This is a genomic window from Nocardiopsis sp. RV163, assembly GCF_001029525.1.
Lineage (GTDB): Bacteria > Actinomycetota > Actinomycetes > Streptosporangiales > Streptosporangiaceae > Nocardiopsis > Nocardiopsis dassonvillei.
The window spans coordinates 1-25,083 of the sequence record NZ_LEKI01000040.1; the positions used below are offsets into that span (position 1 = coordinate 1).

The window sequence follows — 25,083 nt, forward strand, 5'->3', positions numbered from 1 at the left end:
ACCCGGCCCTCCACCGGGGCGGCCGGTGCGACCCGCGTGGCGGGGGCGGTCGGACCAGGGGGGACAGGATGGACGAGGACGAGTTCACACGCTTCTGGGCGCAGCGGCGGCTGTGCATGCTGGCGTCACCGCGCCCGGACGGGTCCATCCACCAGGTCCCGGTGGGGGCCACCTACGACGCCGAGGCGCGCCTGGTGCGGGTGATCTCATCGGGCAGCAGCTACAAGGCGCGCAACCTCGCGGCCCACCCCGGCGCCAGGGTGTCGGTGTCGCAGGTGGAGGGGCGCGCGTGGTGCACGGTGGAGGGCTCCGCGACGGTCTCCGACGACCCCGAGCGGGTGGCGGAGGCGGTGCGGCGCTACGGCGAGCGCTACAGGACGCCGCGGGAGAACCCGGGCCGGGTGGTCATCGAGATCGCCGTGGAGCGGTTCCTGGGCAACGTGCGTCCGGGCTGAGCGGTCCGGCGCTACCAGCGTCGGCGCACCGTGCCCTTGGGCCCGGCCACAAGGCTCGCGGCCGGGACGTCGTCGGCCACGACCGTCCCGGCCGCCACGACGGCGTCGCGCCCGATGCTGACACCGGGCAGGATCGTCGCACCGGCGCCGATCCACACGTTCTCCGCCACGTCGATGGGCGCTACGCTGAGGAACCGGCGCCGCTCGCCGGGGTCCACCGGGTGGCCCACCGTGATGAACGTGGCCTTCGGGCCGACCATCACGCCCTCGCCCAGCCGGATGCCCGCGTAGTCGAGGAACGTGCAGCCCTGGTTGACGAAGACGCGCTCGGCCAGCTCCAGGCGCAGGCCGTGGTCGGTGTAGAAGGGCGGATAAATCGTCACCCGGGCCGGGAGAACGCGGCCCAGGATCTGCTCGAACAGCGCCGCCCTCCCCTCCTCGTCGTCGAACGGCAGGACGTTGAGGCGGGAGGTCAGCTCCGTGGCCCGCAGCACCCTGCGGCTCATCTCCCGGAACTCCGCGCCCAGGACGCGTTCACCCCTGGCCAGTAGTTCCGGGTCGTGGATCGGCATGAAGCGGTCGTCGGTCATCGGGAGATTGTGGCGCATCCGCCAACGGGTCGGCGGCCACGGGTGCCCCGCCCGGCCCCGGTCGCCTACCGGTCCGCGAGGGCGTCCGCGAGCTCCCCCAGCTTCAGGGAGTTGGCGCCCTTGACGAGCACCACGTCCCCCGCCCGGAGTTCGTACCGCTCCAGCCACTCCCCGGCCTCGGCCCTGTCCGCGACCACCTGACCGCCGGAACCGTACTCTCCCGCGAGCGCGTGCGCCTCCGCCCGGCCCACCGCGACAAGCACGTCGACGCCCAGCGACGCGGCGAGCGCGCCGACCCTGCGGTGCTCCCGCTCCGAGCTGTCGCCGAGTTCGCGCATCTCCCCCAGCAGGGCGATCGTGCGTCCGTTGCTCCCCCGGCCCAGGTGCGCCAGAGCCCGCAGCGCCGCGCTCGTGGAGTCGGTGTTGGCGTTGTAGGCGTCGTTGACCACCGTCACCCCGTCGGGGCGTTCGGTGACGCGCATCCGCCCCTCCGACACCGGCACCGCCGCGGTGAGAGCCCTGCCGATCTGCTCGACGTCCATCCCCGCCGCCCCGGCCACCGCGGCGGCGGCGAGCGCGTTGGGCACCTGGTGCTCCCCCACCACCTGGAGGCGGACCGGGGCCTGCCCGGCCGGGGTGTGCAGGGTGAACGAGGCCCTGCCCCGCCCGTCGAGGACGACGTCGGTGGCGTACACGTCGGCGCCGCGCTCCACCCCGAAGGTGACCACCTCGGCCTTCGTGCGAGCGGACATCGCGGCCACCCGCGCGTCGTCGGCGTTGAGCACGGCCACGCCGCCCTCGGCCGCGGAGGGCAGCGCCTCGACCAGTTCGCCCTTGGCCCTCGCGGTCATGTCCGGGCCGCCGAACTCCCCGGCGTGCGCGGTGCCGACGTTGAGCACGGCCCCGATCCGGGGCGGGGTGACGCCGGTGAGGTAGGCGATGTGCCCCTGGCCGCGGGCGCCCATCTCCACCACCAGGTGGCGGGTGTCGGCGGTGGCCTCCAGCGCGGTGAGCGGGAGACCGATCTCGTTGTTGAACGACCCCTGCGTGAAGACGGTGGCGCCGGCGCGGTCGAGGACCTGGGCGATGAGGTCCTTGGTGGAGGTCTTGCCGGAGGAGCCGGTCACCGCGATCACGTCCAGTTCCGACAGCGCCTCGACGTGGGATCGGGCCCAGGCGCCCAAAGCGGCGAGGGGGTCCCCGACCACCACGGCGGGCAGGCCGAGCGGGCGGGCGGCGAGTACCGCGACCGCCCCGGCCTCGACGGCGGACGGGGCGAAGTCGTGTCCGTCGCGGCCCTGCCCGGGCAGTGCGGCGAACAGGTCCCCGGGGATTGCCTCGCGGGAGTCGAAGGCGACCCCGGTCACCTGGGTCTCGGGGTCGGCGTCGGTGACCCGGCCGCCGGTGGCGGCGGCGATCTGGGCGAGGGACGAGGGCTGCACGTGACCTCCGGAATACGCTCGGCTCTGGGGTTCGACCGTACCGGGGAAGGCCGGGCGAGACCGTGATTTCGGGCCAGGAAGCGGCCGCCGATCGTCACGGACCCGGGGCGAGGGCGGGCACGGGGCACCGCCGGTCCGCCTCAGCTCGCGGGCGCGCGCGGCGCGAGCGAACGCCCCGCTCCCGCCGCGCGGGCGGGAACGGGGTGCGGCCGGAACCCGGAGGGCGGGCTACTTCACGGCCGTGTCCGCGATCCAGTCGGCGTAGTTCGCCGTTTCGGTGAAGACCCACGGTCCCACGCAGGAAACGTTCTCGTCGTAGTCGCCGTCACGGCTGGTGAGGCCGACCAGCTCCCAGTCGCCCTCCTCACCGCGGATCATGGGGCTGCCGGAGTCGGCCGAGCAGACCTGCGCCTCCTCGGTGGGGTGTTCGGAGCACAGCTCGCCGTCGATCTCCGCGCAGCGGTCGTCGGGCACGATCTCGGTGTCGAGCTGCTGCAGGAACTCCGGCTTGGGCACCTGGCCGAGGTCGTCGGCCACGCCCCAGCCGAGCGCGCGCACCGCCGTACCCGGTTCCGGCGGGTCCTGGGCGAGGCGGACGGGGGTCTGCTCCACCGGGGAGTCCAGTCTGAGCAGTGAGATGTCCTTGCGCACCAGGAGGAACGAATTGGGGTAGTCGGGATCGTCGCTGACGTCCTCCGCCTCGTAGTCCGGGTGCTGTACCACCTCGACGACCTCGCGTTCGCTGCCGCCCTCCCCCAGGTGGTTGCTGCCCACCCGCACGGAGATGCTCTCCGACCCCCCGAGCAGGTCGAAGTCGGAGCAGTGGGCGGCGGTGAGCACCCACTGCTCGGCGATCAGCGAACCCCCGCAGTAGTGGTGGCCCCCGTCGTCGAACAGCGCGGTCACGAACGGGTACTCCTCGGTGGCGTCGGCCCCGCCGATGACGGCGGACGCGGGCGCGGCCAGCGTCAGCGGGCCGAGCAGCGACGCGGCTCCCACCGCCCCCGCGACCGCCACCGTGCGCCTCCGGCTCCGTCCGTTCCGGTTCCCGCTGCTGTCGGCCATGTCCGTCCCGTCCCTTCGGTCGTGCGTGTGACCACGCCGCTGTGCGCCGTCGCACACGAACCTAGGGGGGCCGTCCCCGCCGGGGCATCGACCGCGAGGACCAACCCGTCCCCCTACGAAACGCCGATCGCCGGAGCCGACCCCCTACGAAAGTCGCCCGTCGCGCGGGACCTTTCGCCGCCGCGCGGGCGGCCAGCGGATCGGCTGTCGTCCGCTTCCGGACGGGCCGCCCGACCGGGAACGGCGGGCGCGGCGGCCCGGAGCGTCTATGACCGGCCCGCCTGCTCCCGGACCGGAGAGTCGGCGGAGGCGGCGTCGCGGCCCGCGGCGCGCGCCCCGGAGGCGACCGCCACCAGGCAGGCCAGGCACACCGCGGCCACCGCGGCCAGCGACACCGTGTAGGGCGCGACGGGCAGCAGCACGGCCAGGAGGGTGGGCAGCAGGAAACCGGTGTAGGCCAGGGAGTAGTAGACCCCGGTCAGACCGGCCAGGTCCCGGGGCGTGGCCAGGGCCTGGACGTGCAGCAGCCCCGCCACGACGCAGACGCCGTAGGCCGCGCCCAGGACCAAGGCCACCAGCAGAGCCGGGACGGGGTGGGCCAGCAGGGCCGCGAACACGGCCAGGACCATCCCCGCCGACATCAGCGACAGGCCCACCACCAGGGCGCGCCCGCCCGTGCGCCGGTCGATCCAGGGCACGAGGTTCTGCACCGCCGCGCCCGCGCCCAGGGTGAGCACCGTCAGGGCGGTGGCGTACAGCGTGGTCCAGTCCCCCAACCGGTCCTGGGAGATCGCGGGCATGATCGCGTAGGCCACGCCGGAGGCGGCGAACACCCAGGGGGCGGCCGGGATCACCAGGCGGGTGAACCGGCGGTGCCCGGCGGACGGGACGCGCAGGTCGCGCCACCACACCTGGGAGGTGCGCCGCTCCCGGGGCAGCGACTCCGGTGCCGTGGCCGCCACGACCAGGGCCGCGGTGCCGAGCGCCGCGTGCACCAGGTAGGGGGTCAGCGCCGGGGCCGGTCCCCACTGGGCGAGCAGGCCGGTCACCGCGGCGCCGGTGCCGAAGCCCAGGGTGAGGGTCAGGGAGGGTCGGCGCGCCCCCGCGGTGGCCCCGCCCGGTGGTCGAAGGGCGGCGCGGACAGCTCCTTCATCCAGCTCGTGCCCACGGACATGGCCACCCCCACCCCGGCTCCGGCCAGGGCCCGGCCCGCGCACAGCAGCCCGAAGAAGGGCAGCCCGGCTGCCAGCAGGGCGCTTCCGAGCAGGGCCAGGACCATCCCGGCCAGGAGCACCGGCCTGCGGCCGTGCCGGTCCGACAGGGCCGAGGCCAGCAGCAGGCCGGGGACGAGACCGGCGACGTACATGCCCAGCAGCAGGTTGGCCTGCCACACGGCGTAGCCGCCCAGATGCTCGTACAGGTGCAGCAGCGGGGTGAAGTGGTTGCCGCCCCAGGCCATGAGGAACACCGCCGGAACGGTCCTGAGCCAGGGTGCCCCCGCGCGCGTACGGGTGCTCACGGGCGGTCCCCGTCGGTGAAGTGGCCGTACTCGATATGGGAGCGCACCAGCGCGGAGAACCCCTCCGCGTCCCCGGCCAGGGCGCGCGCGGTCAGCCCCTCGTGCTCGCGCAGGAAGGTCTCCAGCCGGGGCGGGTTCTCGGTGACGGCGAGGTAGGTCAGCCGGGCCCAGCGCGGCCCGAGGGTGTCGAGCAGCTCGGCCACGACGTGGTTGCCCCCGCTCTGGATGACGCGGGCGTGGAAGGCGTAGTCCGCCCCGGCGAAGTCCAGGACGTCGTGGGACTCCAGCGCGGCGCGCTGGCGGGCCAGGATCGCCTCCAGGTCGGCCGCCAGCCCGGTCTCTTGGCCGGTCGCCGGTCCGCTCCCCCGCCCCGGGTCCGCGGCCAGGGCGCGCACGGCCTCGACCTCCAGCATCGCGCGCAGCGCTAGCAGGTCACGGCGCTCCCTCGGGGTGGCCTCGGAGACGACCGCGCCCTTCTTGGGCAGCAGGCGCACCAGGCCCCAGGAGTGGAGGCGGAGCATGGCCTCCCGGGCGGGGGTGCGGCTGGCGCCGTGGGCGGCGGCCAGGTCGGTCTCGGTGAGCAGGGTTCCGGCGGGATGCCGGCGTTCGATGACGGCGCGCGCGGTGTCGGCGGCCAGGCGGTGGCTCAGCGGCGATCGGTCGTCGGGGCGCTCCCAGGGGAGCGCGGGCAGCGCGGACATGGACCCAGCGTAGGTGATGCATGCATTGATGCATGCATCAGGGGGTTCGGGCCGGGTGGAGCCGGAACGCGGTGGCTCTCACCTGCGCTCCGACGTCCGCGCGGCTTCCAGACCGGAGGAAACGGGAGGGGGTGCGGCGGCCGGAACACGGCGCCCGGCGCGCACACCGTTCGCGACGACCAGGACCTCGGCCAACTCGTGGGTGAGGATGACCGCCGCCAGACCCAGCACCCCGAACGCCGACAGCGGGATGAGGACCAGCAGGATCGCCCCCGACGACAGCAGGCTCTGGAGCATGATCCGCCGGGCCCGGCGGGCGTGGGCCAGGGCCCGGGGCAGCGCCCGCAGGTCCTCGCCCATGAGGGCGACGTCGGCGGTCTCGATCGCCACGTCGGTGCCCATGGCGCCCATGGCCACCCCGGTGTCGGCGGTGGCCAGGGCGGGGGCGTCGTTGACGCCGTCGCCGACCATCGCCACCGGCCCGTGGCGGCGCAGAGCGCTGACCAGGGCCGACTTGTCCTCGGGACGCAGGTCTGCGTGGACCTCGTCGACGCCGACCCGCGCCGCCAGGGCGCGGGCGGTGCGCTCGTTGTCGCCGGTGAGCACCACGGTGCGCACGCCCATGCGGTGCAGGGCGGCGACCGCCTCGGCGGCCTCGCCGCGCGGCTCGTCGCGGATCGCGACGGCGCCGACCAGGCGGCCGTCGGCCTCGACCAGGACGGTGGTGGCGCCCTGTTCCTGGAGCCGGGCCACCTCCGGCGCCAGCGGCCCGGGGTCGACGTAGCCGGGCCGGCCGAGCCGCAGGGGCGCGCCGTCGGCCGAGGTACCGGTCAGGCCGTTTCCGGCCACAGACGCCACGTCCCGGGCGGGTGCGGGGTCGGGGTGGGCGGCCAGGATCGCGGCGGCCAGCGGGTGTTCGCTGCGCGCCTCCAGCGAGGCGGCCAGAGCCAGGACCTCCTCGCGGGTGCGCCCGCGCACGGGCACGACGGCCACCACGGCGGGCGCGTTGCGGGTCAGGGTGCCGGTCTTGTCCAAGGCGACCACACGCACCGTCGCGAACGCCTCCAGGGCGGCCCCGCCCTTGACCAGCACACCGGACCCGCTCGCCGCGCCGATCGCGGAGACCGCGGTGACCGGGACGGCGATGGCGAAGGCGCACGGGGAGGCGGCCACCAGCACCACCAGGGCGCGCTCGACCCACACGCCCGGGTCGCCGAACAGGGAACCGGCGGCGGCGATCAGGGCCGCGGCGACGAGGACGCCGGGCACCAGGGGGCGGGCGATCCGGGCGGCCAGGCGCTGGGCGGCGCCCCTGCGCGCCTGCTCGCGTTCGACGACGCGCACGACGCGGGCCAGGGAGTTGTCGGCCACCCGGGCGCCGACCTCGACCTCCAGGGCCCCGTCGCCGTTGACGGTACCGGCGAACACCTCAGTGCCCTCGACGGCCTCGACGGGGACGGACTCACCGGTGACGGTGGAGGTGTCCACGGTGGAGCGGCCCGCGCGGACGGTGCCGTCGGTGGCGATGCGCTCGCCGGGCCGGACCAGGAGCAGGTCCCCGACGACGAGTCCGGCGGGGTCCACGGCGGCCTCGCGGCCGTCGCGCAGCACGGTGGCCCGGGGCGGGACCAGGTCGAGCAGTGCGCGCAGGCCGTGGCGGGTGCGGGCCACGGCGTGGTCCTCCAGTGCCTCGGCCAGTGAGAACAGGAAGGCGAGCATGGCGGCCTCACCCACCTCGCCGAGCAGGACGGCTCCGGCCATGGCCACGGTCATCAGCGTGCCCACGCCCAGCTTCGCGCGGACCAGTGCGCGCAGGGTGCCGGGGACGAAGGTCCGCCCGCCCGCCGCGATCGCCCCCGCGAACAGCGCGGTCGGCACGACGGGGGCCTGGGTGAGCCACTGCGCGGTCAGCCCGGACAGCCACAGTGCGCCTGCCAGGCCCGCCCACCGGACGGTGGCCGAGTCCCACCAGGCGCCCGGCGCCTCCTCCGGTTCCGGGGCGTCCGCGCCGCAGGTGGGGTCGCCGCAGCCGTCGTCGGCGACCGCCCCGGCACCGGCGCGGCCGCCGTCGGAGGCAACGTCGGCGGTGAACGCCCCGGGGCGTCTGCGGGCGTCGCCGCCCGAGCAGGTGACCGGGGAGGGAGTCCGGGACACGGGCGCGTGGTTCGGGTTCGGCGTCGGGCGGCCCCGGCGGGGTCCGGGCGCCCCGCCGTCGCCGCAGCAAGGGTCGGACACGGGTCAGCCCTCTCTCACGACGGTTTCGGGGTCGGGCAGCAGCAGTGCCAGCAGCGCGCGTCCCGCGTCGGTGAGGCGGTACATGACGAGCTTGCCCTCGCGCCGGGAGGAGGCCAGGCCGGCGGCGCGGAGCTGGCGCACATGGTGGGAGACGAGGTTCTGCGAGGCGGAGCAGACCCAGGCCAGGTCGCACACGCACAGTTCGTCTCCGACCGCCAGCGCGCGGGCGACGCGCAGCCGGGTGGGGTCGGCCAGGGCCCGGGCCCGGTCGGCGGCGGACCGGACGTCCCCGTCGGCGGGCACGCGGGCGCGGACCGCCTCGGCCTGGGGCAGGTCGAGGCAGAGGAGTTCACAGGAGTCGGAGGACATACCAACAAACTAACGCTCGTTGATATGTTGGAGCAACAGGGGCCCGTTCCGACCCGGAGCGCCTCACCCAGCGGCGCCGGGCGCGGGGCGGCGGCCGCAACGCCCCGAACCCCTGCCCGGCCCCGGCGGTCCGCCTCGGAGCGCGACGGGACAGAGTGCGTCAGGAGGAGCCTCAGCGCACTCCAGTGCCGGTCGGGCAGATCCCCCCGGTGGTCGGAGTGCGGCGTGTGAAGGGCCCGGCGCAGGCGGTTGGCGGACACCAGGTCCTTGGCGGGCGTTGCGCACGACGGCGGGCTTGTCCATCGCGTCCGGCGTCCGCTGTACCGAGGGCCGCACGGCCGGGACCGGAGGTTCGGCGGAGCGGGCGCGGGCGCCGGAGGCGGTCCCCGTATAGGCCGGAAGCCCCGCCTGCTCAGGTGTCACACGCGCTCGCCTGCTGACCAGGAACCCGCGCACGGTCTTCCTGTCCGTGACACCAGGCCAGGCAGGACCCGCCGGAAGGCGGCAGGCCCTGCCAGACCCCCTCAGACGAAGGTCCGGCGGGGTCAGGCCGCCGTTCAGTGGAAGAAACCGGCCACGCCCCGGCCCGCCGCGGCGGCGGTCCTGCACCAGTCCACGCAGGACTCGGCGGCGCTCAGGACGGAGGGGTCGAGCGCGGCCCTGCGCTCGTCGGCGGCGGCCTCCCACTGTTCGAGGGCCTTGCGGCACTCGGCGGGGCTCCACTCGCCGTAGCCCGGCAGGTGGTCGGGCGCCGGGATCGGCGAGGGGGCGCCGCCGAAGCCGAACTCCTCGACGCCGACGGCGGTCACGCCCAGTGCGTTCAGGCCCGCGTCGACCGTCTCCAGCCACCCGGACCTCATCGGGGAGAAGTCGTTGTTGAACAGGGCGCGGCCGTGGAACTCACAGATCCACTTGTACGCGTAGCCGTACATGGTGCCGTGCCGGTCGTCGAAGGGCCCTCCCTCGATGACCGCGCGGATCGCGTCGCGGATGCCGGGGCCGCCCGCGTCGACGACGTGGTCGAACCGGGTGTCGAAGTCGGCCAGGTGCTGCTTGAACCGGCCGCCGATCATGCGGCGCAGCTTGTCGTCCCCCGACCCGACGGAGCCGTGCAGGACGTCGAGGTCGACCACGTAGGTCGTCAGCGCGTAACTCATGGCGGGACACTATCGGCGGCCGAGGACACCGGCTGCCGCAGGATGGCGCGCGGCCTGTCCGGCGCGACCCAGCGGAAGTCGCTGAAGTAGACCTCGTGGTGCCCGCCGACCACGCGCAGCCCGTCGCCGGGGACGAACTCGTGGTGCGTCCGCCGGAGCGCGTCCGCCTCGTCGCCGGAGGTGCCGACGTGCGGCGTCTGCGCGCAGCGGCCCTCGGACAGCGTCTCCGCGCGGACGTCGCCGAGGCGCGCGGGGCTGTTCCTCGCGGCGACCTGCTCCACGGCGGCGGCGGACACGTCCTCGTCGATCCCGGCCGGGACCATGACCGTCATCGTCCGTTCCCGCCGCGACTTGTCGCGCGCCGCCGTGCAGGCGTCCGTGTCCTGGGCCCACCACGGACCCTCCAGAGGCGTGGCCACGTAGTCGCGCCCGAGGTCGCGCTCGCCGGCGAACTTGAGCTCGCGGGCCACCGGGTAGAGCGCCTCGGCCGCCTCGGCGAAGGCCGGTGAGGTGTCGGGGTCTCCGCGGCCGTCGGCCGTGAGGCAGCCCAGGTCCGGCACGTGCGTGGTCCGGAACCGGCCCCGCCGCGCAACGGAGGCACTCGCGCGCAGGGACGCGGCGGAGCCCTCTCCGCGGCTGTTCGCCTCGCGCGCCCAGAGGTGCGTCAGGAGGCGGTCACCGCGGCGGCGCCCGCGGTTGCCTGCTTTGACGTACCGCTGCCGCTCCGCCGCGCATCCGCGCCTGCGGCACCCGGAACAGCACCCGTGGCCCCTCGGGGCCGAACCGGGGTGCGCCCACCGGCACCGCGTGTCGGGCCTCGCACGCGTCGGTTCCGGCGGCAGTTCGCGGCATCCGCGGCCGTGGTCGTGCGGCGCCACAGCTCCGTGCTCGCGCTGGCGCACCCGCAGCGGTTCGGTCCTGTCCGTACGGGACATCCCGTTCCTTCCGGGACCCGCCGCCGCGGTGGCGGCCGGGCCCGCCGATCAGGCAGCGGACCGCTCCCGCGGCACCGACCGTCAGCCGCCGGTGCGGGGAACCGTCACCACCCACAGGAAGTCGACCGCGTCCGAGGCGGACTCGAACGTGTGACCGGAGCCGCTCCCGATCCGCGCCGACTCGGCCTCGCCCACCGACAGGTCGCCCGAAGCCGACCGGACGCGGAGGCTGCCGCGCAGCACGTGCGCCAGGGAGTCGGGAGCGCCCTCAGCCGGAGCCGCCCGGTAGCCGTCGTCCCCGGCGATGTGCCACTTCCACAGCTCGACAGACACCTGGGGCGTCTCGGTCGCCTTGAGGAGGTAGGCCCAGCTCCCGTTCGGGGTCGACCAGACCTCGATCCCGTCGGGCGAGGGATCCGGGAGCAGTCCGACGAGCGCCGGGAACGTCGTCCCGAGCGCGGCGGCGATCCGGTCGACCGTCGCGAGGCTGGGATTGGCCTGGCCGAGTTCGATCTGGGTGAGCATGCGCCGGCTGACCCCGCTCAGCCCGGCGAGCCCCGTGACGCTCAGCCCCGCCTCCGACCGCAGTGAGCGGATGCGCCTGCCCACGAGGACGGCCACCTCGGGTCGTATCCGTTCGGGCACGCGTCCTCGCTCCGCAGTTCCGTCGACGGTCACACCAGTGAGCACTATACTGCCCATCGTCTGCCCTGCTCGGCTCCGGGCCGACCCCCCACGGTGCGCGAGCGCGAGGATGAGAGGCCCTGATGGCACGGATCCAGGCGAGGCCGCCCGGGCGGGACACCGGCGCGTCGCGCTCCCGGCTCGACGTCGTGCGCTGGCAGGTCGGGTACGGGATGTTCGGCGTGCCCCAGGCCGCCGCACCCATCGCCTTCGCCCTGCTCGCCCTCCCCATCACCGGCACGGCCGAGTCCGGCGCGGCGCTGGTCTTCACCATGACGGCCGTACAGGTGCTCGGCGCCGTCCCCGTGTCCCGTATGGGCCGCCGGTTCAACGGTGTCGACTACCTGCGCGCGCTCATCGCCGTCCGGACGCTCGCGCTCGCCGCCGTCACCGCGCTGGCGGCGGCGCAGGCCCCCTTCGGGCTGCTACTGGTCGCGGTCACCGCGGCGGGGGCCGTCAACGGCGCCGCGTACGGCTACCAGCGGCTCCTGCTCAACCACCTCGTGGAACCGTCCGGGCTCCCCCGCGCGCTGGGCGTGGCCGCGACGCTGAACGAGGTCGGTTTCGCGCTGTCGCCCGTGCTCGCCTCGGTGCTCGGCGCCGCCTCCCCCGTCTGGGCCATGGCGGCGGTCACCGCGCTGGGCGCGGGCCCGCTGCTCCTGATGCCGCGCGTGCCCGGGGCACGCGGGCCGCAGGGCGGCGGGGCGCCCCGCGTACGGACACCGGTACCCCGCGCGGTGTTCCTGTGGCTGTTCTGCGCGACCGCGAGCGCGGGGGCGGTCGCGGCCGTCGAGGTCGGAGCGGTCTCCTTCGCGCTGTCCTTCGGGCTCGAACCGGGCTGGGCCTTCCTGTTCGCCCTCGTGCTGTGCGCGGGCTCGGTCGCGGGCGGGGTCTGGGTGAGCGTGCGCAACCGCATGCCCGCCCCCTGGCAGGTCGTCGCCTTCCTCGCGGCTACCACCGCGGGCTCCGGGCTGGTCCTGGCGGGCGGGCACCTCTCCCTGACGCTCACCGGCGCGGCCGTCATCGGGCTCTTCCTGCCGATGCTGGGCACGTTCTACTCGCTCGCCCTGGACGGGCTCGCACCGCCGGACCGCCGCGCGGAGATGTTCGCGCTCCTGCGCACCGCGAGTTCGCTCGGCATCATCGCGGTGAGCGGCCCGCTCGCCCTCCTCGGTCTGCGGGCCGCCCTCGTGGGCAGCTTCGCGCTCCTGCTGGTGGCGTCCTCCCTCGCGGTGGCGCACCGCGCGCGCCCTCGCCGCGCCTCGGCCCCGCCGACAGCGCCCGACGGAGCGTGAGGCCACCGCAGCCGGACCCGGAGCGACCGGTTTCCTCCTCCCATCCCCCGACAGCCGACCCCTTGAGGGCGCGGGCCGCACGGCCCGCGCCCTGCCCACCGGCGGCACGCCCGCCCCACGGCCGCCGGGGGCGCGGCGGCCCGTGCGCGGCTCCGGGAAATCGCCCCCGCCGGGAACTACCCCGACATCCGGGACGACCCGACAGGAGGAAACCGTCACGCAACGAGGAGAGCGGCCCCATGGGACAGGAAGACAGCGCGCCCCCGCAGGACGGGACGCGCGCGGAGCCCGGACGGCGCGGCACCTGGGCGGCACTGCGCCCCCTGGTGCTGCGCCTGCACTTCTACGCGGGGGTGCTCGTCGCCCCCTTCGTACTGGTCGCCGCCGTGTCGGGACTGCTGTACGTGTGGACGCCCCAGATCGAGCAGGCGGTCTACGCCGAGCAACTGCGGGTGGAGCCCTCCGGTGAACCGATCCCGCTCCACGCCCAGGTGCGCGTCGCCCAGGAGGAGCTGCCGGGCGCCGAACTCGACGCGGTGCGACCGGCCACCGACGCGGAGGACTCCACCCGGGTGCTGTTCGACGTGCCGGGGCTGGAGGCCAGCCACAGGATGACGGTGTTCGTCGATCCGTACGGCGGCGAGGCGCTGGGGGTGATGCAGACCTACGGCACCAGCGGTGCCCTCCCGGCCCGCACGTGGGTCGACACCCTGCACCGCAGCCTGCACCTGGGCGACGTCGGACGCCTGTACAGCGAGCTGGCGGCGAGCTGGATGTGGGTGGTCGCCCTGGGCGGCGTCGTCCTGTGGGCGGCGCGCAACCGGCGCCCGCGCGCGGGCCTGCGCCGCCTGCTGCTGCCCGGCGCGGGCACCCCCCGGGGGCGGTCCAGGTCGGTCTCGCTGCACGGAGCCACCGGCCTGTGGCTGCTGGTGGGCCTGCTGTTCCTGTCGGCGACGGGGATGACGTGGTCGCAGTACGCGGGGGCCAACATCAGCGACCTGCGCGAGCGGCTGGACTGGAGCACCCCAGCGGTGTCCACGGAGGCGCCGGTGGCCTCGCCCGGGGTGGACGCGGGTGTGGACGCCGTCCTCGCCAGTGCGCGCGAGGCGGGCCTGGACGGCCCCGTCGAGGTGGCCCTGCCCGAGGACCACGCCTCCCCCTACGTGGTGAGCCAGATCGACCGGAGCTGGCCGACACGGGTGGACTCGGCGGCCGTGGCCCCGGACACCGCCGAGGTCACCGACGTGGTCCGCTTCGCCGAATACCCGGTCATGGCCAAGCTGAGCCGGTGGGGGATCGACGCCCACATGGGTGTGCTGTTCGGCGTGCCGAACCAGCTGGTGCTGTCCGCGCTGGCCTCGGGGCTGATCGCCGTCATCGTGCTGGGTTACCGCATGTGGTGGCAGCGGCGCCCCACCCGGTCCCGCGCACTGGGTGTGGGGCGCCCCTACCCGCGCGGCTCCTTCGCGGCCCTGCCCCCGCTGTCCAAGGTCGCGGCGGTGGCGGTCCCGGCCCTGGTCGGCTGGGCGGTGCCGCTACTGGGGGCCTCGCTGCTGGTGTTCCTGGCCGTGGACGCCGTCCTCGGGTGGCGGGCCCGCTCACGCGCCTCGGGGGGCTCCGCGCCGGGCGACGGCGGGCAGGCCGGGCCCGAGTCCGCGGGCGCGGAGCCCGTGACGGGCGGGCAGGGGTCCGCCTGACCCGTGGACCAGGGGCGCCGAGGGGCGGTCGCCGCGCAGGGCGGCGGCCGCCCCGGACCGACACGGAGCGGCGGGCTCAGTGGTGGTGCTCGTGCCCGGAACCGCCCTCCCCGCTCCGCGCGGTCATCGGCTCCACCGGAACGGTGACCTCCAGTTCCTCCTCGCTGGCGAAGGAGAGGGCGACGGCGACCTCGTCCCCGACGGCCGGGGCCTCGGGCAGGTCGTTGACCATGACGTGGTGGCCGCCCCCGACCAGGGTCGTCGCCCCCCGGCCGGAACCGGGATCTCCTCCACGGCCCGCACGCGGGCGCCCCGGAGTCGGCGGTCTCGGTGCTGCACACCCTACCGGCGCCTCGGCTTCTGACCGCCCCCCGTCGCGCACCGGCTCGCGCGTGATCACCGGGGGCGTCCGTAGCGTTCGCTTTCCATTCATTGCAACTCCCGAGGCGAGTTCTGTTGCGTTAAATTCAGAGCCATTGCAATGATTTACCTGCATTCACCTGCGAAAATGAGTTTACCCCGCGAAGCTTCCGTTGCAAAAATTGCAAACGCAACGTAGCTTTTCCACTGCCAGAAACACCGGGCAGCGCCAACGGCGCACCGGAGGGAAAAGCACCGAACCGCTTTCAGGGGCAACGGCGCCACGGAACCCGGCATCCGCGACGCCGCCTACCGCTGCGGCCCCTCCCCCCACTCCCACCGCGTCACCGCTTCGAAGGAGCACACCACCATGTCCCTCACACCCGCCGAGCAGGACCGCCCGGAACTGCACAGGACCATGCAGGAGATCGTCGACTCCGGCTTCGTCGGAATGCAGCTGCGCGTACGCGACGAGCGCGGCGAGTGGGTCGGCAGCGCCGGGGCGCGCAGGCTGGGCGAGCCGGAGCCGCCGCCGACCGACGGGCACTTCCGGATCGGCAGCGCCACCAAGAACTTCGTCGCGACCACGGTGCTCATGCTGGTGGCCGAGGGCGGTATCGGACTGGAGGACCGGGTGGCCGACCACCTGCCCGGGTTCGGGCTGGACCGGCGGATCACGGTGCGGATGCTGCTCCAGCACACCAGCGGGGTGTTCAACCACACCGGCGAGGTATACGAGGACGGGACGTTCGCGCCGGGGATCACCTGGTCGGGCCGGGAGTGGGTGGAGGACCGGTTCCGTACCTACCCGCCGGAGGAGCTGGTGCGGCTGGCGCTGTCCAAGCCGTACCGGTTCGAGCCGGGGACGGACTGGAGCTACGCCAACACCAACTACGTGCTGGCCCGGCTGCTGGTCGAGCGGGTCACCGGCCGCTCGCTCGCCGAGGAGACGCGGCGGCTGATCCTGGGCCCGCTCGGGCTGACGGGCACCGTGGTGCCGACCACCCGGACGGAGGTGCCCGAGCCGCACGCCCACGCCTACTACCGGTACGAGGAGGAGGGCCGGGAGAGGACGGTCGACGTCACCCGGCAGAACCCCTCCTGGATCTCCAGCGGCGGTGACATGATCTCGACCACCCGGGACCTGAACACGTACTTCTCCGCGCTGATGGGCGGCAGGCTCCTGCCGACCGAGCTGCTGGAGCAGATGCGCACGCCGGAGGAGAAGGTCGGCTACGGCCTGGGGGTGTTCGTCCAGGAGGTCGACGGCCGGACCCTCTTCCACCACAACGGCGGCATCGCGGGCTCGGCGGCGCTGATGTACGCCACGGCCGACGGCGGCAGGACCCTGACCGCCTCACTGACCTACGTGGACGACGCCGGGCTGTCCCTGGCGCAGACGTTCCAGGAGACGACGCGGCGGCTCGTCGAGGAGGTGTTCGGCGGCGGGCGCTCGGCGGCGGAGGGCCAGCGGTGAGCAGGACGCCGGGGCGGCGCAGCCGACGGTCTGAGCACCTCGGAGCCGCGACCGCTGAGGGCGGACTCCTGTTCCGTCCGGACGGCCACGCAACCCGAGCCGTCGGCGGAGCGGCCGACGGCGCCGTGCCCGCGCGGAGCACTCGGATGCCTCACGGGCTTCCCGGTGCCGCCGCACCGGCCGCGGGGCCGGGCAGGGGCTGGACGACCCGCTTTCCGGAGGGCGGCCCCCGTGGCGCCCTCCGGAAAGCGTTCGGGGTCCTCAGCCCCGGGCGGGTCCGCGCTCGCCCACGTCCTCGCGCAACTGCTGCAGGGTGTTCTTCAGCAGCCGGGAGACGTGCATCTGGGAGTAGCCCATTCGGTCGGCGATCTCGGTCTGGGTGTGGTCGCCGAAGAAGCGCAGATTGAGGATCTCGCGCTCGCGCTCGGGCAGGCGGGCCAGGACGGGCTTGAGCGACTCGCGCTGCACGACCCGCTCCAGGCCCTCGTCCTCGCTGCCCAGGTGGTCCTCCAGACGGGAGCCCTCCTGGCCGTCGGAGTCGGAGGAGTCGGGGGCGTCCAGCGAGAGGGAGCGGTAGGACTCCGAGGCCTGGACGAGTTCGACGACCTCCTCCTCGTCAAGCCCCAGCTCCTTGGCGATCTCGGCGTTGGTGGGGACGCGCGCGTGGGTCTGCTGGAAGGTGTTGAGCACCTGGCGCAGCTTGATCCGGTTCTCCTGGTGGCGCCTGGGGACGCGGATCGCCCAGGTGTGGTCGCGGAAGTGCCGCTTGATCTCACCGGTGACCGTGGGCATGAGGTAGGAGATGAAGGGTTTGCCGCGGTCGGGCCGGTAGCCGTGGATGGCCTTGACCAGGCCGACCATGGCGGTCTGCTTGAGGTCCTCCAGCGGTTCGCCTCGGCCGTTGTAGCGGCGGGCGAGCTTGTTGACCAGCGGCTGGTAGCGGACCACGACCTGCTCGCGCAGTCTGACCGCGCGCGGGTCGTCGCCGTCCAGGCCCTGGAGTTGGGCGAGGAGTTCCTCGACCGGGATTTCCTTTCCCCGGGAGGACGTGCGCCTCCTGGAGGTGAGGGTCGTGTGCTCGGTGTCGCTCTGCGACACGGTGTCCTGGTTCAGCGTGGTGGACAAGAGGAAACCCCCGGTGCTCTGGTCCTGTGTGCTCCTGACTGATCTGCCTCGGCAGACACCGGTGCGCCGCCCCGTCGGCGACCGCAGTTCGGGTGCTGCGGCCCGGCGGGCGGCACCGGTGCGACCACTACCGTTCCCACAGAAACCGCTTCAATAGCTGTGGGACCGAACTTTTGTTGTCGCACGACAAATATACACGTCAGAGCACCTGAAACAGGCCGTACGCGGGGCCGCCGCACCCGTGGGCGACGCCCCCGAGCCCGCGAACCGGCGGTCGTTCCCCGCCCACCCGACACGCGGGGGCGCCACGTCCTCCGCCCGCCGCGGCCGGTGGACCGCCGTCAGTCGAGGAGGGCCGTCGCCTCGACCTCGACGAGCACGTCGGGTTCGAAGAGGTAGTCCACGCCGATGAGCGACGAGGGCGGCAGCGGCGTCGGGAGGCCGACCTCCTCGGCCGCCTCGGCGACACCCGCCATGAAGGCGTCGATCTTGCCGGGCTCCCACGCCGTGACGTAGAAGGTCAGCCGCAGGACGTCGTGGAACGTCGCCCCCGCCCCGGCCAGGCCCGCCGCGGTGTTGCGCAGCACCTGGGCCACCTGTCCGGCGAGGTCGCCCGGGGCCACCGGGGTCGCGTCGGCGCGGCGGGCGACCTGTCCGCTGACGTGCACGTGGCGGGTACCGGTTCCGACGGCGACGTGGTGGTACGGGGTGGGCTGCATCATGCCCTCGGGGGTGAAACGCTGAACGGCCATTTCCTGTGTCCTCGCTACTGGTACCTACTTGGTCTAATGTTGATACCTGGTATCAAGAAGAAACTTCAACGAAACCAGGTGTCATGACGGATACCGGGCAGGCAGCCCACGACGACATCGGGATCACCGCGCCGCACCGCGAGCTCCTCAACCAGATCCTGGACAAGTGGTCCATGGAGGTGCTCAACGTGCTCTGCGAGCGCCCCTCGCGCTTCAACGAACTGCGCCGCGCGATCCCCTCGGTGACCCAGAAGTCGCTCACCGCGACCCTGCGCCGCCTCGAACGCAACGGCATCGTGCACCGCGCGGTGGTCGGCTCGCGGCCGGTCGCCGTCGAGTACCGGATCACCCCGCTGGGCAAGACCCTCCGGCACCCGGTGGACGTGCTGCTCGACTGGATCTCGGCGCACACGCCCGAGATCGAGCGGGCACGCGAGCGCTTCGACCTCGAACAGGACGGCGGCTGACACCCGCGGCGGCCGCGGCCCTGTTCAGGCCCTGTGTCGGGCTGGGGTGTCCACTTCGGAAGTGCCGGGTGCGAAAGTACGTGTTCCGACGGCTCGACAGCGCCGGGCGCCTCCGCGCGGGTCCGGACGGCGGTCGGCGGCGCCTCCGCGCGCGGGGGCTGGCCGACCGCCTCCGAGAACCCGGCGTGGACCGTCACGAGAGCCACAGGGTGACCGCGAGCGACCCGAGGAGGGCGGCTCCGGCGAGGACCTGCCTCGTCAGGTGGGCGTCGTACAACTGCGGGGCGGTGCGCGTGGAGAGCAGCAGGTACCCGTCACAGGAGCTCGCGACGAGTGTCTCCCCGTTCCACTCGTAGGCGGTTCCGTTGACCAGCAGACGGGTCCCGGGCGCGACGGTCCATTCACGGTAGGAGCGGCCGGAGCTCGAATGCGCGTGCTCGGGCCGCAGCTCCCGCCTCGCCTCCGCCCTGCCGAAAGCGCCCTCCGCCAGGGGGTCCACCACGAAGGATTCGTGGGTGAGGTCGACCTTGTCCGTGACGGCCCCGCGGGGGTGGCACCACGCGCTCCCCGTCCTGTCCTGGAGCCGGAAGGGCGCCTCGCTCTGCTCCTCGTGGAGCAGGGTCACGCGGAGGCGTTCGTGGTGGGAGTCCTGTGCGGGGCGGTGGTCCCACACCTCGGTCCGGTACCACACGCACCTGGTCCCGGAGTATGGGGCGACCAGCGGCCCCGAGGGCCCCGGCACGGCGTTTCCGTCGACCAGGACCGGCGTGCCGGAGCGGGGCAGGTCGCGCAGCGGAGGCGTCCGGGAACCGCGCATCCTGTCGGACCGTGCGCGCGTGCGCAGCTCCCGGGAGAGCAGGAGTGCGCTGAGCACGGTGGCCAGCAGGGCCAGGAGCTGGAACGCGGTCCGCGATCCGCCGACGAACATGTCATCCATGGTCGCCACCTCCTCGTGCCGGTGGACGTGGCGGCGGGCCACCGGCACGACGCGGGCTCAGCCCTCCTCCGAACGGTCGGGGCCCGTGTCGGCGAGCGCGTCGTGCCGGGTGGCGGCGGAAAGGGGTGTTCCCGCCAGGTATCCCGCGCGGGCCAGGGCGTTGCCGCCCACCGCGGCGGTGGCCAGTTGCACGAGCAGCGCCAGGCCGATCTTGAGCGCGTTCTCCACCGAGGGGAACCACAGCAGCAGGCCGAGCAGGAGCAGGGCCGTCCCCAGACCGGCAGAGACCGACACCCCGTGCAGACGGGCGTAGAAGTCGCGCAGGCGCACGAGGCCGAGGGCTCCCACCGCGAAGACGGACGCGCCTGCGATCGCGCAGGCCGCGGCGAGCGTCTCGAACGGGGTCATCGTTTGCCTCCGGAGATCAGTCGGGCCAGGGACAGGGCGGAGAGGAACCCCACGAGGGCGCACACGAGCACGATGTCGACCACCAGGTCGGAGTCGACGCGAAGGCCGAGGACGACCACGAGGCCGACGAAGCCGAAGAGGACCACGTCGGCCCCGGCGGCCCTGTCCGCCCGGTCGGGGCCCTTGAGGATCCGGTAGGCGGCGACCGCCATGGAGGCGCCGAGCAGCAGCAGCGCGATGTCGACGGGGTTCATCGGGCCCCCTCCCCCCGGCGCGCGGGCTTCGTCCGTCCGGCGCGTGTCAGGCCCAACAGGTAGTCCTCCATCTGGTGGATGTCGTCGAGGAAGGCCGACTCGTCAGCGGTGTACATGCCGTGCACCCACAGGGTGGGCGGGTCGGTGCGGGTGGCCACGGTCACCGTTCCGGGGGTCAGGGAGACCATGTTGGCGACGGCCGTGATCTCCAGGTCGGTACGGCAGCGCAACGGGACCTCGATCAGGGCGGGCACGGACGCACTGCCGGGGGTGACGATGTCCCAGGCGACCCGGAGCGTGGAGGCCACCACCCGGGAGCCGTAGAAGAACGGGAACCACGCGATCCGCAGGGCCCGGCGCAGGAGAGGGGTCATCGGTTCGTCACCGCCTCGACGTAGGTGGAGGTGTCCAGCAGGTGGGCCGCGGCCCGGGCGCTCAGGTCGAGCAGGACCTGGGCGCCCAGACCGACGCACAGGGTGACGCCGGTCAGCGCCACCGCGGGCAGCACCAGGCCCGCGCGCATCCTCGTGGCGGCCGGGGCCGCGGTGGCCGTCACCGCCCTGTCGGCGGACCCTCCGCCCCCCGGCTCGGGGCCGGAGTCCGGGTCGGGGCCCCAGAACACCGAGCCCCAGATCTTGAGCATCGACATCAGGGTGATGAGGCTGACGGCGACGGCGAGGGAGGCGACCACCCACTGGCCGTCGGCGAAGGCGGCGGCGACCAGGGTGAGTTTGGCGACGAACCCGGAGAAGGGGGGCAGTCCGGCCAGGGACAGGGCCGCGCCCAGGAAGGCCAGGGCCAGCAGCGGTTCCCGGCGGGCCACGCCTCCCAGCCGGTCCAGTACGCCGGTGCCGTGGACGTGCTCGATCGCGCCGGTGGACAGGAACAGGGACGCCTTGACCACCATGTGGTGGACGAGGTAGAAGATGCCCGCCATCAGCCCCAGTTCGGTGAACAGGGCCACGCCGAGGAGGATGTAGCCGATCTGGCTGACCATGTGGAAGACCAGGATCGAGCGGGTGGTGTTCTCCCCCACCGCGCCCAGGACCCCGACCAGCATGGTCGCGCCGAACAGCACCAGGCCCACCCACAGCAGCGAGGACTCCCCGCCGAAGACCACCGCGTAGAGGCGGTAGATCGCGTAGACGGCGACCTTGGTGTGCAGGCCGGAGAACAGGGCGGTCACCGCCGGGGAGGGCGCGGTGTAGGTGCGCGCCAACCATCCGTGCACCGGCACGACGGCGGCCTTGACCGACATGGCCAGCAGCACCACGCCCATGGCGACCGCGACCACGGGCGACCCCTGGGCGGCGCCCGCGAGTTCGCCGAGCTGCACGGTTCCGGCGGTGCCGTAGACCAGGGCGACACCGGCCAGGAACACGGTCGAGGTCAACAGGTTGACCGCGACGTAGGTCCGTCCGCCCCGCAGGCCGCGCAGGGTCCCGGCGATGGCCATCAGCCCGTAGGAGGGCAGCAGCATCACCTCGACGAACACGAAGAGGTTGAACAGGTCGCCCGTGAGGAGGGCCCCGTACACCCCGGCGGACAGCACCAGGACCAGGGACGGGAAGAAGCGCCGGTCGGCCTCGCCGGTCGCCACGGCGAAGGCCGAGCACACCAGCACCAACAGGGCGGTGGTGGTGACCATCAGCGCGCTGAAGGTGTCGGCGGCGAAGGGGATGGCCACCCCGGCGGGCCACAGGCCCACCTGGTGGGCGTGCACCTGTCCCTCCCGGGTAGCCCAGAGCAGGACGACACCGGCGGCGAGGGCGAAGGCGCTGGCCCCCAGGAACAGGGCGCGGGCCGCCGCACGCGCGAGGGGCAGGATGAGCAGCGCGGCGCCCAGGAGGGGGACCGCGACCAGCACGGGCAGGAGAACGGGGTTCATGAGGCGTCCTCGGTGTCGTCGCTCCCACCGGTCGCGGCGAGGGCGAGCATGTAGATGGTGATGGAGAAGGCGATGACGATCGCCGTGAGCACGAACGCCTGGGGCAGGGGGTCGGCCATGGCGGCGCCGCTGTCCCGTCCCAGCAGGGGTTCGCCCCGGCGGGAGGCTCCGCCCGCCGACAACAGCAGGAGGTTGACCCCGTGGCTGAGCAGGACGAAGCCCAGGACGACGCGGACCATGCCGCGTTGCAGGATCAGGTAGACGGCTCCGGCGGTCAGGACGCCGATCGTGATGGCCAGGGTCATCGGGTACCTCCGGTGGCCGGACCGTGCTGGACGGGGTCGGGTGCGCGGTGCGCGTCGGGCCCCGGGGGGCTCCCACGGCCGCTACTGGGCAGGCCCAACTGGTTGAGCGCGGTCAGCAGCACGCCGACCACGGCCAGGTAGACGCCCACGTCGAAGACGAGCGCACTGGTGAAGTGGTAGTAACCGCCCCAGGGCAGGGGGATCTCGGCGTGCAGGGGCCGCAGGAAGGACCCGTCGGCGTAGCCGAGCAGCCCGGTGGACGCGGCGGTGAGGACGCCCGCGGCGATGAAGGCCGGGTAGGCCAGGCGGATGCGGGCCGCCGAGGCGCTGGGCGCGGTCAGGTAGGCCAGGGCGAAGGCCGAACCGCCGACCAGTCCGGCGATGAAGCCGCCGCCCGGGGCGTTGTGGCCCCGCAGCAGGAGGTAGAGCGACCACAGCACCAGCAGTGGGATCAGCCAGCGCGCCACGGTGCGCATGATGACGGTGTTGTCGTCGGCGTTCCAGACCGGGTTGGTCCCGGCCACCCGGGCGGGGACCTCCCCGTTCGCGACGAGACCGGACGACCGCAGGACGGCGATGATGATCAGACCGGCCACGCCCAGGACGGTGAGTTCGCCCAGCGTGTCCAGGGCCCGGTAGTCGACCAGGATCGTGTTGACCACGTTGGTGCCGCCGGTGTCCTCGGGCGCGTTGGAGAGCAGGTAGCCGCTGACCCCGGAGAGCTCCCTGCGGCCGGTGAGCAGGTAGGCGCCCAACCCCGCCACGGTTCCCGCGGCCAGGGCGATCGCCGCGGTGAGGGCGGTGCGCGAACGGCGGACCCGGTGGAACTCGCGGGGGAGTCGGCGCAGCACCAGGACCGCCACGACCACCGTCAGGGTCTCCACCAGCAACTGGGTCAGCGCCACGTCGACGGCGCCCAGGAAGACGAACCACAGCGCGGTGGCGAACCCGGCGACCCCGACCAGGGCCAGGGCGGCCATCCGCGAGCGGGTCACCACCGAGGTGAGCACCGCGACCGCCACCAGCGCCACCAGGAGCCAGTCCGGCGCGCGTGAGGTGGGAGCGGACGCGACCCCGTAGTCCAGCCCGAGGGAGGAGACCACGGCGGCGAGCACGATGAGCAGGACGAACGGCACGGCCAGGTGGCGGGTGGGCGCGTCGGTGCGGGTGGGGTCGCCCACGCGCTTTCCCAGGGCTATGACCGCCGCGTGCACGCGCTCGAAGACGCCTGTGCCCCGGACGGAGGGGAGGCGGTGCCCGGCGAGCCTCTCCCCGGAGCGGGAGGCCCGGGTCAGGAGTGCGCCCAGGAGCAGTGCGGCGGCCGACATCCCCAGGGCGGGATTGAGCCCGTGCCACAGCGCCAGGTGGGAGTCCGCGGGGGCGAGGACCGCGTCGCCGGCCGCCCGGGAGACGGCCGGGTTGAGCGCTGTCACCCCCAATCCCAGGACCAGGCCCGCCGCCGCGGCGACCACGGGGGCGGCCAACAGGAGCGCGCCCGCCTCCCGGGGCGGTTCCCGGTCGGGACGGCCCCTGCCGCTCCCGCCGAAGGCCAGGTACACGAACCGGAAGGCGTAGGCGAAGGTCAACGAAGCCGCGGCGACCGCGACGGTCCCGGCGGCCGGACCGGCCCAGGCGGGCCCCGGCGCCTGCAGAAGCGCCTCGAAGAGGTTCTCCTTGCTGACGAATCCCAGGAGAGGGGGGACCCCGGCCATGGACAGGGCGGCGAGCGCGCTCACCGCCGCGGTGACGGGCATCGTCCGGCGCAGGCCGCCGAGTTCGCGCAGGTCCCGGGTTCCGGTCTGGTGGTCGATCACGCCCACCGACATGAACAGCGCCGACTTGAACAGGGCGTGGGCCGCGGTGTGCACGGCGGCGGCGACGAGGGCCTGCGGGGTCCCCACACCGATGACGGCGATGAGGAAGCCGAGTTGGCTGACCGTGGAGTAGGCGGTGAGTTCCTTCAGGTCGTGCCGCCGCAGGGCCAGCACGGCGCCGATCACGGCGGTGGCCAGACCGACGACGATCAGGGTGGCGCCCCACAGCGGTGTGTCGGCGAAGGCCGGGGAGAAGCGCATCGCCAGGTAGACGCCGGCCTTGACCATCGCCGCCGCGTGCAGGTAGGCGCTCACCGGGGTGCTCGCGGCCATGGCGTCGGGCAGCCAGTAGTGGAAGGGGAACTGGGCCGACTTGGTGAACACCGCGACGACTACGAGCACCGCCACGGTGCCGGTGAAGGCGGTGTCCTGGGTCCAGGACGGGTCGCCCAGGATCGCGCTGAGGCGGGTGGTGCCGGTGCGCACCCACAGCAGCACCACCGCGGTCAGCAGTGCCAGGCCGCCCATGGCGGTGAGCAGGAACGTGCGCACGGCCGGTCGTGAGGCGCCCGGGCCGGACAGGCCGATCAGGTAGAAGGAGCAGATCGTGGTCAGCTCCCAGAAGACGAAGAGCAGGACCACGTCGTCGGCCAGGACCAGACCGGTCATCGACAGGGCGAAGGCGCTCATCAGGACGTAGAAGCCGGTCCTGCGCCCGGGCGGGAAGTAGCGGGTTGAGTAGGCCGTGACCAGGGCGCCCACGCCGAGTACGAGCACGCAGAACAGCCAGGCCAGGCCGTCCATGCGCAGGTGCAGCCCCGCGCCGAGGGCGGGCATCCAGGGCAGGGACGCCTCCGGTACCCGGTCGTGGTTCCACAGGGAGGGCCCCTGGGCGCCGACCCACAGGGCCGCCAGGGCCAGTACCAGGGCGATGGGCCACCCAGCGGCGCGGCCCAGCGGGCGTTCCAGCAGCGGGACGAGCAGGGTGGTGACGGTGAGCACGGCAAGGAGGAGCAGCAGCACGCCGCTGTCCTTTCACGGTTGCGCGCCGGTCCCCGGGCATGCGGGCATACGCCGGGGACGGCCGTGGCGCACGGGGGCGCGGCACGGTCGGCGTTCAGCGAACGAAGGTGGAAGAGGGCACGCGAAAGG

26 protein-coding genes are annotated in these 25,083 nt (G+C 73.9%); 5 read left to right on the top strand and 21 right to left on the bottom strand.

Annotated features, from left to right (window positions below; translation table 11 throughout):
- Nucleotides 1–68: 68 nt before the first annotated feature.
- Nucleotides 69–455, top strand: a complete 387-nt coding sequence (locus ABD54_RS09945) for a pyridoxamine 5'-phosphate oxidase family protein (RefSeq protein WP_047869161.1) — start codon at nucleotides 69–71, stop codon at nucleotides 453–455.
- A gap of 11 nt (nucleotides 456–466) precedes the next feature.
- Here ABD54_RS09945 and ABD54_RS09950 read toward each other — a convergent pair whose 3' ends face one another.
- From ABD54_RS09950 to ABD54_RS09995, 11 genes are all read right to left on the bottom strand, one after another.
- Complete coding sequence (locus ABD54_RS09950; protein ID WP_047869162.1) at nucleotides 467–1,045, bottom strand: DapH/DapD/GlmU-related protein; 579 nt, start codon at nucleotides 1,043–1,045, stop codon at nucleotides 467–469.
- A 65-nt stretch (nucleotides 1,046–1,110) separates the two neighbouring features.
- Nucleotides 1,111–2,487: a UDP-N-acetylmuramoyl-tripeptide--D-alanyl-D-alanine ligase gene (murF, locus tag ABD54_RS09955; protein WP_047869163.1), complete on the bottom strand. Its 1,377-nt coding sequence runs from the start codon at nucleotides 2,485–2,487 to the stop codon at nucleotides 1,111–1,113.
- Between the two features lie 228 nt (nucleotides 2,488–2,715).
- Nucleotides 2,716–3,552: a trypsin-like serine protease gene (locus ABD54_RS09960; RefSeq protein ID WP_047869164.1), complete on the bottom strand. Its 837-nt coding sequence runs from the start codon at nucleotides 3,550–3,552 to the stop codon at nucleotides 2,716–2,718.
- A 266-nt stretch (nucleotides 3,553–3,818) separates the two neighbouring features.
- Entirely contained in the window at nucleotides 3,819–4,601 is a 783-nt protein-coding gene (locus ABD54_RS09965; RefSeq protein WP_200904077.1) for a hypothetical protein, read from the bottom strand.
- 32 nt (nucleotides 4,602–4,633) lie between these two features.
- On the bottom strand, nucleotides 4,634–5,071 hold the full coding sequence (locus ABD54_RS28525; RefSeq protein ID WP_200904078.1) for an MFS transporter: 438 nt from the start codon (nucleotides 5,069–5,071) through the stop codon (nucleotides 4,634–4,636).
- Complete coding sequence (locus ABD54_RS09970) at nucleotides 5,068–5,772, bottom strand: GntR family transcriptional regulator (protein WP_053063570.1); 705 nt, start codon at nucleotides 5,770–5,772, stop codon at nucleotides 5,068–5,070. Before ABD54_RS09970 ends, ABD54_RS28525 begins: the two co-directional genes overlap by 4 nt.
- A 78-nt stretch (nucleotides 5,773–5,850) precedes the next feature.
- Nucleotides 5,851–8,007: a cation-translocating P-type ATPase gene (locus ABD54_RS09975; protein ID WP_047869165.1), complete on the bottom strand. Its 2,157-nt coding sequence runs from the start codon at nucleotides 8,005–8,007 to the stop codon at nucleotides 5,851–5,853.
- 3 nt (nucleotides 8,008–8,010) lie between these two features.
- A complete protein-coding gene (locus ABD54_RS09980; protein WP_047869166.1) occupies nucleotides 8,011–8,376 on the bottom strand; it encodes a metalloregulator ArsR/SmtB family transcription factor in 366 nt (121 codons plus the stop codon).
- Between the two features lie 557 nt (nucleotides 8,377–8,933).
- Nucleotides 8,934–9,533 carry a hypothetical protein gene (locus tag ABD54_RS09985; protein ID WP_047869167.1) on the bottom strand — a complete coding sequence of 200 codons (600 nt, stop codon included), beginning with the start codon at nucleotides 9,531–9,533 and terminating at the stop codon, nucleotides 8,934–8,936.
- Nucleotides 9,530–10,093 carry a GyrI-like domain-containing protein gene (locus tag ABD54_RS09990; protein ID WP_082166764.1) on the bottom strand — a complete coding sequence of 188 codons (564 nt, stop codon included), beginning with the start codon at nucleotides 10,091–10,093 and terminating at the stop codon, nucleotides 9,530–9,532. The genes ABD54_RS09985 and ABD54_RS09990 overlap by 4 nt, the downstream gene beginning before the upstream one ends.
- Nucleotides 10,094–10,549: 456 nt before the next feature.
- Nucleotides 10,550–11,146: a helix-turn-helix domain-containing protein gene (locus ABD54_RS09995; RefSeq protein WP_235432021.1), complete on the bottom strand. Its 597-nt coding sequence runs from the start codon at nucleotides 11,144–11,146 to the stop codon at nucleotides 10,550–10,552.
- An 89-nt stretch (nucleotides 11,147–11,235) separates the two neighbouring features.
- Between ABD54_RS09995 and ABD54_RS10000 the strand changes: the two genes are divergently transcribed.
- Nucleotides 11,236–12,447: an MFS transporter gene (locus ABD54_RS10000; RefSeq protein WP_047869169.1), complete on the top strand. Its 1,212-nt coding sequence runs from the start codon at nucleotides 11,236–11,238 to the stop codon at nucleotides 12,445–12,447.
- Between the two features lie 239 nt (nucleotides 12,448–12,686).
- Nucleotides 12,687–14,144 (top strand): PepSY domain-containing protein, encoded by a 1,458-nt coding sequence (locus tag ABD54_RS10005; RefSeq protein WP_047869170.1) that lies wholly within the window; start codon nucleotides 12,687–12,689, stop codon nucleotides 14,142–14,144.
- Nucleotides 14,145–14,220: 76 nt separating this feature from the next.
- Here ABD54_RS10005 and ABD54_RS29490 read toward each other — a convergent pair whose 3' ends face one another.
- On the bottom strand, nucleotides 14,221–14,376 hold the full coding sequence (locus tag ABD54_RS29490; protein ID WP_327136686.1) for a hypothetical protein: 156 nt from the start codon (nucleotides 14,374–14,376) through the stop codon (nucleotides 14,221–14,223).
- Nucleotides 14,377–14,874: 498 nt separating this feature from the next.
- On the opposite strand from ABD54_RS29490, the gene ABD54_RS10015 reads away from it, so the two are divergent.
- Nucleotides 14,875–15,981, top strand: coding sequence for a serine hydrolase (locus ABD54_RS10015; protein WP_047869171.1), 1,107 nt, complete (start codon nucleotides 14,875–14,877; stop codon nucleotides 15,979–15,981).
- A 261-nt stretch (nucleotides 15,982–16,242) separates the two neighbouring features.
- Here ABD54_RS10015 and ABD54_RS10020 read toward each other — a convergent pair whose 3' ends face one another.
- Nucleotides 16,243–17,106: a SigB/SigF/SigG family RNA polymerase sigma factor gene (locus tag ABD54_RS10020; protein ID WP_047869172.1), complete on the bottom strand. Its 864-nt coding sequence runs from the start codon at nucleotides 17,104–17,106 to the stop codon at nucleotides 16,243–16,245.
- 341 nt (nucleotides 17,107–17,447) lie between these two features.
- Nucleotides 17,448–17,858 carry a RidA family protein gene (locus ABD54_RS10025; protein ID WP_047869173.1) on the bottom strand — a complete coding sequence of 137 codons (411 nt, stop codon included), beginning with the start codon at nucleotides 17,856–17,858 and terminating at the stop codon, nucleotides 17,448–17,450.
- Between the two features lie 83 nt (nucleotides 17,859–17,941).
- On the opposite strand from ABD54_RS10025, the gene ABD54_RS10030 reads away from it, so the two are divergent.
- Nucleotides 17,942–18,325, top strand: coding sequence for a helix-turn-helix domain-containing protein (locus ABD54_RS10030; RefSeq protein ID WP_013152803.1), 384 nt, complete (start codon nucleotides 17,942–17,944; stop codon nucleotides 18,323–18,325).
- A 193-nt stretch (nucleotides 18,326–18,518) separates the two neighbouring features.
- Here ABD54_RS10030 and ABD54_RS10035 read toward each other — a convergent pair whose 3' ends face one another.
- Genes ABD54_RS10035 through ABD54_RS10065 form a run of 7 tightly spaced genes read right to left on the bottom strand, consistent with a single transcriptional unit; the run spans nucleotide 18,519 to nucleotide 24,954 of the window.
- Entirely contained in the window at nucleotides 18,519–19,262 is a 744-nt protein-coding gene (locus ABD54_RS10035; RefSeq protein ID WP_047869193.1) for a GIDE domain-containing protein, read from the bottom strand.
- Nucleotides 19,263–19,319: 57 nt separating this feature from the next.
- The gene (locus ABD54_RS10040) at nucleotides 19,320–19,670 is read right to left on the bottom strand and encodes a monovalent cation/H(+) antiporter subunit G (protein WP_047869174.1); all 351 of its coding nucleotides are present in this window, start codon (nucleotides 19,668–19,670) and stop codon (nucleotides 19,320–19,322) included.
- Nucleotides 19,667–19,924, bottom strand: a complete 258-nt coding sequence (locus ABD54_RS10045) for a monovalent cation/H+ antiporter complex subunit F (RefSeq protein ID WP_047869175.1) — start codon at nucleotides 19,922–19,924, stop codon at nucleotides 19,667–19,669. Before ABD54_RS10045 ends, ABD54_RS10040 begins: the two co-directional genes overlap by 4 nt.
- Nucleotides 19,921–20,298, bottom strand: a complete 378-nt coding sequence (locus tag ABD54_RS10050; protein WP_047869176.1) for a Na+/H+ antiporter subunit E — start codon at nucleotides 20,296–20,298, stop codon at nucleotides 19,921–19,923. Before ABD54_RS10050 ends, ABD54_RS10045 begins: the two co-directional genes overlap by 4 nt.
- Nucleotides 20,295–21,812, bottom strand: a complete 1,518-nt coding sequence (locus ABD54_RS10055; RefSeq protein WP_047869177.1) for a monovalent cation/H+ antiporter subunit D family protein — start codon at nucleotides 21,810–21,812, stop codon at nucleotides 20,295–20,297. The genes ABD54_RS10050 and ABD54_RS10055 overlap by 4 nt, the downstream gene beginning before the upstream one ends.
- Nucleotides 21,809–22,117: a sodium:proton antiporter gene (locus ABD54_RS10060; RefSeq protein ID WP_047869178.1), complete on the bottom strand. Its 309-nt coding sequence runs from the start codon at nucleotides 22,115–22,117 to the stop codon at nucleotides 21,809–21,811. The genes ABD54_RS10055 and ABD54_RS10060 overlap by 4 nt, the downstream gene beginning before the upstream one ends.
- The gene (locus ABD54_RS10065; RefSeq protein ID WP_047869179.1) at nucleotides 22,114–24,954 is read right to left on the bottom strand and encodes a DUF4040 family protein; all 2,841 of its coding nucleotides are present in this window, start codon (nucleotides 24,952–24,954) and stop codon (nucleotides 22,114–22,116) included. Before ABD54_RS10065 ends, ABD54_RS10060 begins: the two co-directional genes overlap by 4 nt.
- Nucleotides 24,955–25,083 lie beyond the last annotated feature (129 nt).

Coding starts and splice junctions, on each gene's coding strand:
- ABD54_RS10045 (WP_047869175.1), bottom strand. CDS start 19,924: ATGAACCCCGTCGACATCGCGCTGCTGCTGCTCGGCGCCTCCATGGCG.
- ABD54_RS09970 (WP_053063570.1), bottom strand. CDS start 5,772: ATGTCCGCGCTGCCCGCGCTCCCCTGGGAGCGCCCCGACGACCGATCG.
- ABD54_RS09945 (WP_047869161.1), top strand. CDS start 69: ATGGACGAGGACGAGTTCACACGCTTCTGGGCGCAGCGGCGGCTGTGC.
- ABD54_RS10040 (WP_047869174.1), bottom strand. CDS start 19,670: ATGACCCCGTTCGAGACGCTCGCCGCGGCCTGCGCGATCGCAGGCGCG.
- ABD54_RS09950 (WP_047869162.1), bottom strand. CDS start 1,045: ATGACCGACGACCGCTTCATGCCGATCCACGACCCGGAACTACTGGCC.
- ABD54_RS10035 (WP_047869193.1), bottom strand. CDS start 19,262: ATGGATGACATGTTCGTCGGCGGATCGCGGACCGCGTTCCAGCTCCTG.
- ABD54_RS09960 (WP_047869164.1), bottom strand. CDS start 3,552: ATGGCCGACAGCAGCGGGAACCGGAACGGACGGAGCCGGAGGCGCACG.
- ABD54_RS10030 (WP_013152803.1), top strand. CDS start 17,942: ATGACGGATACCGGGCAGGCAGCCCACGACGACATCGGGATCACCGCG.
- ABD54_RS10050 (WP_047869176.1), bottom strand. CDS start 20,298: ATGACCCCTCTCCTGCGCCGGGCCCTGCGGATCGCGTGGTTCCCGTTC.
- ABD54_RS10055 (WP_047869177.1), bottom strand. CDS start 21,812: ATGAACCCCGTTCTCCTGCCCGTGCTGGTCGCGGTCCCCCTCCTGGGC.
- ABD54_RS09985 (WP_047869167.1), bottom strand. CDS start 9,533: ATGAGTTACGCGCTGACGACCTACGTGGTCGACCTCGACGTCCTGCAC.
- ABD54_RS10025 (WP_047869173.1), bottom strand. CDS start 17,858: ATGGCCGTTCAGCGTTTCACCCCCGAGGGCATGATGCAGCCCACCCCG.
- ABD54_RS10000 (WP_047869169.1), top strand. CDS start 11,236: ATGGCACGGATCCAGGCGAGGCCGCCCGGGCGGGACACCGGCGCGTCG.
- ABD54_RS29490 (WP_327136686.1), bottom strand. CDS start 14,376: ATGGTCAACGACCTGCCCGAGGCCCCGGCCGTCGGGGACGAGGTCGCC.
- ABD54_RS10015 (WP_047869171.1), top strand. CDS start 14,875: ATGTCCCTCACACCCGCCGAGCAGGACCGCCCGGAACTGCACAGGACC.
- ABD54_RS10005 (WP_047869170.1), top strand. CDS start 12,687: ATGGGACAGGAAGACAGCGCGCCCCCGCAGGACGGGACGCGCGCGGAG.
- ABD54_RS09980 (WP_047869166.1), bottom strand. CDS start 8,376: ATGTCCTCCGACTCCTGTGAACTCCTCTGCCTCGACCTGCCCCAGGCC.
- ABD54_RS10060 (WP_047869178.1), bottom strand. CDS start 22,117: ATGACCCTGGCCATCACGATCGGCGTCCTGACCGCCGGAGCCGTCTAC.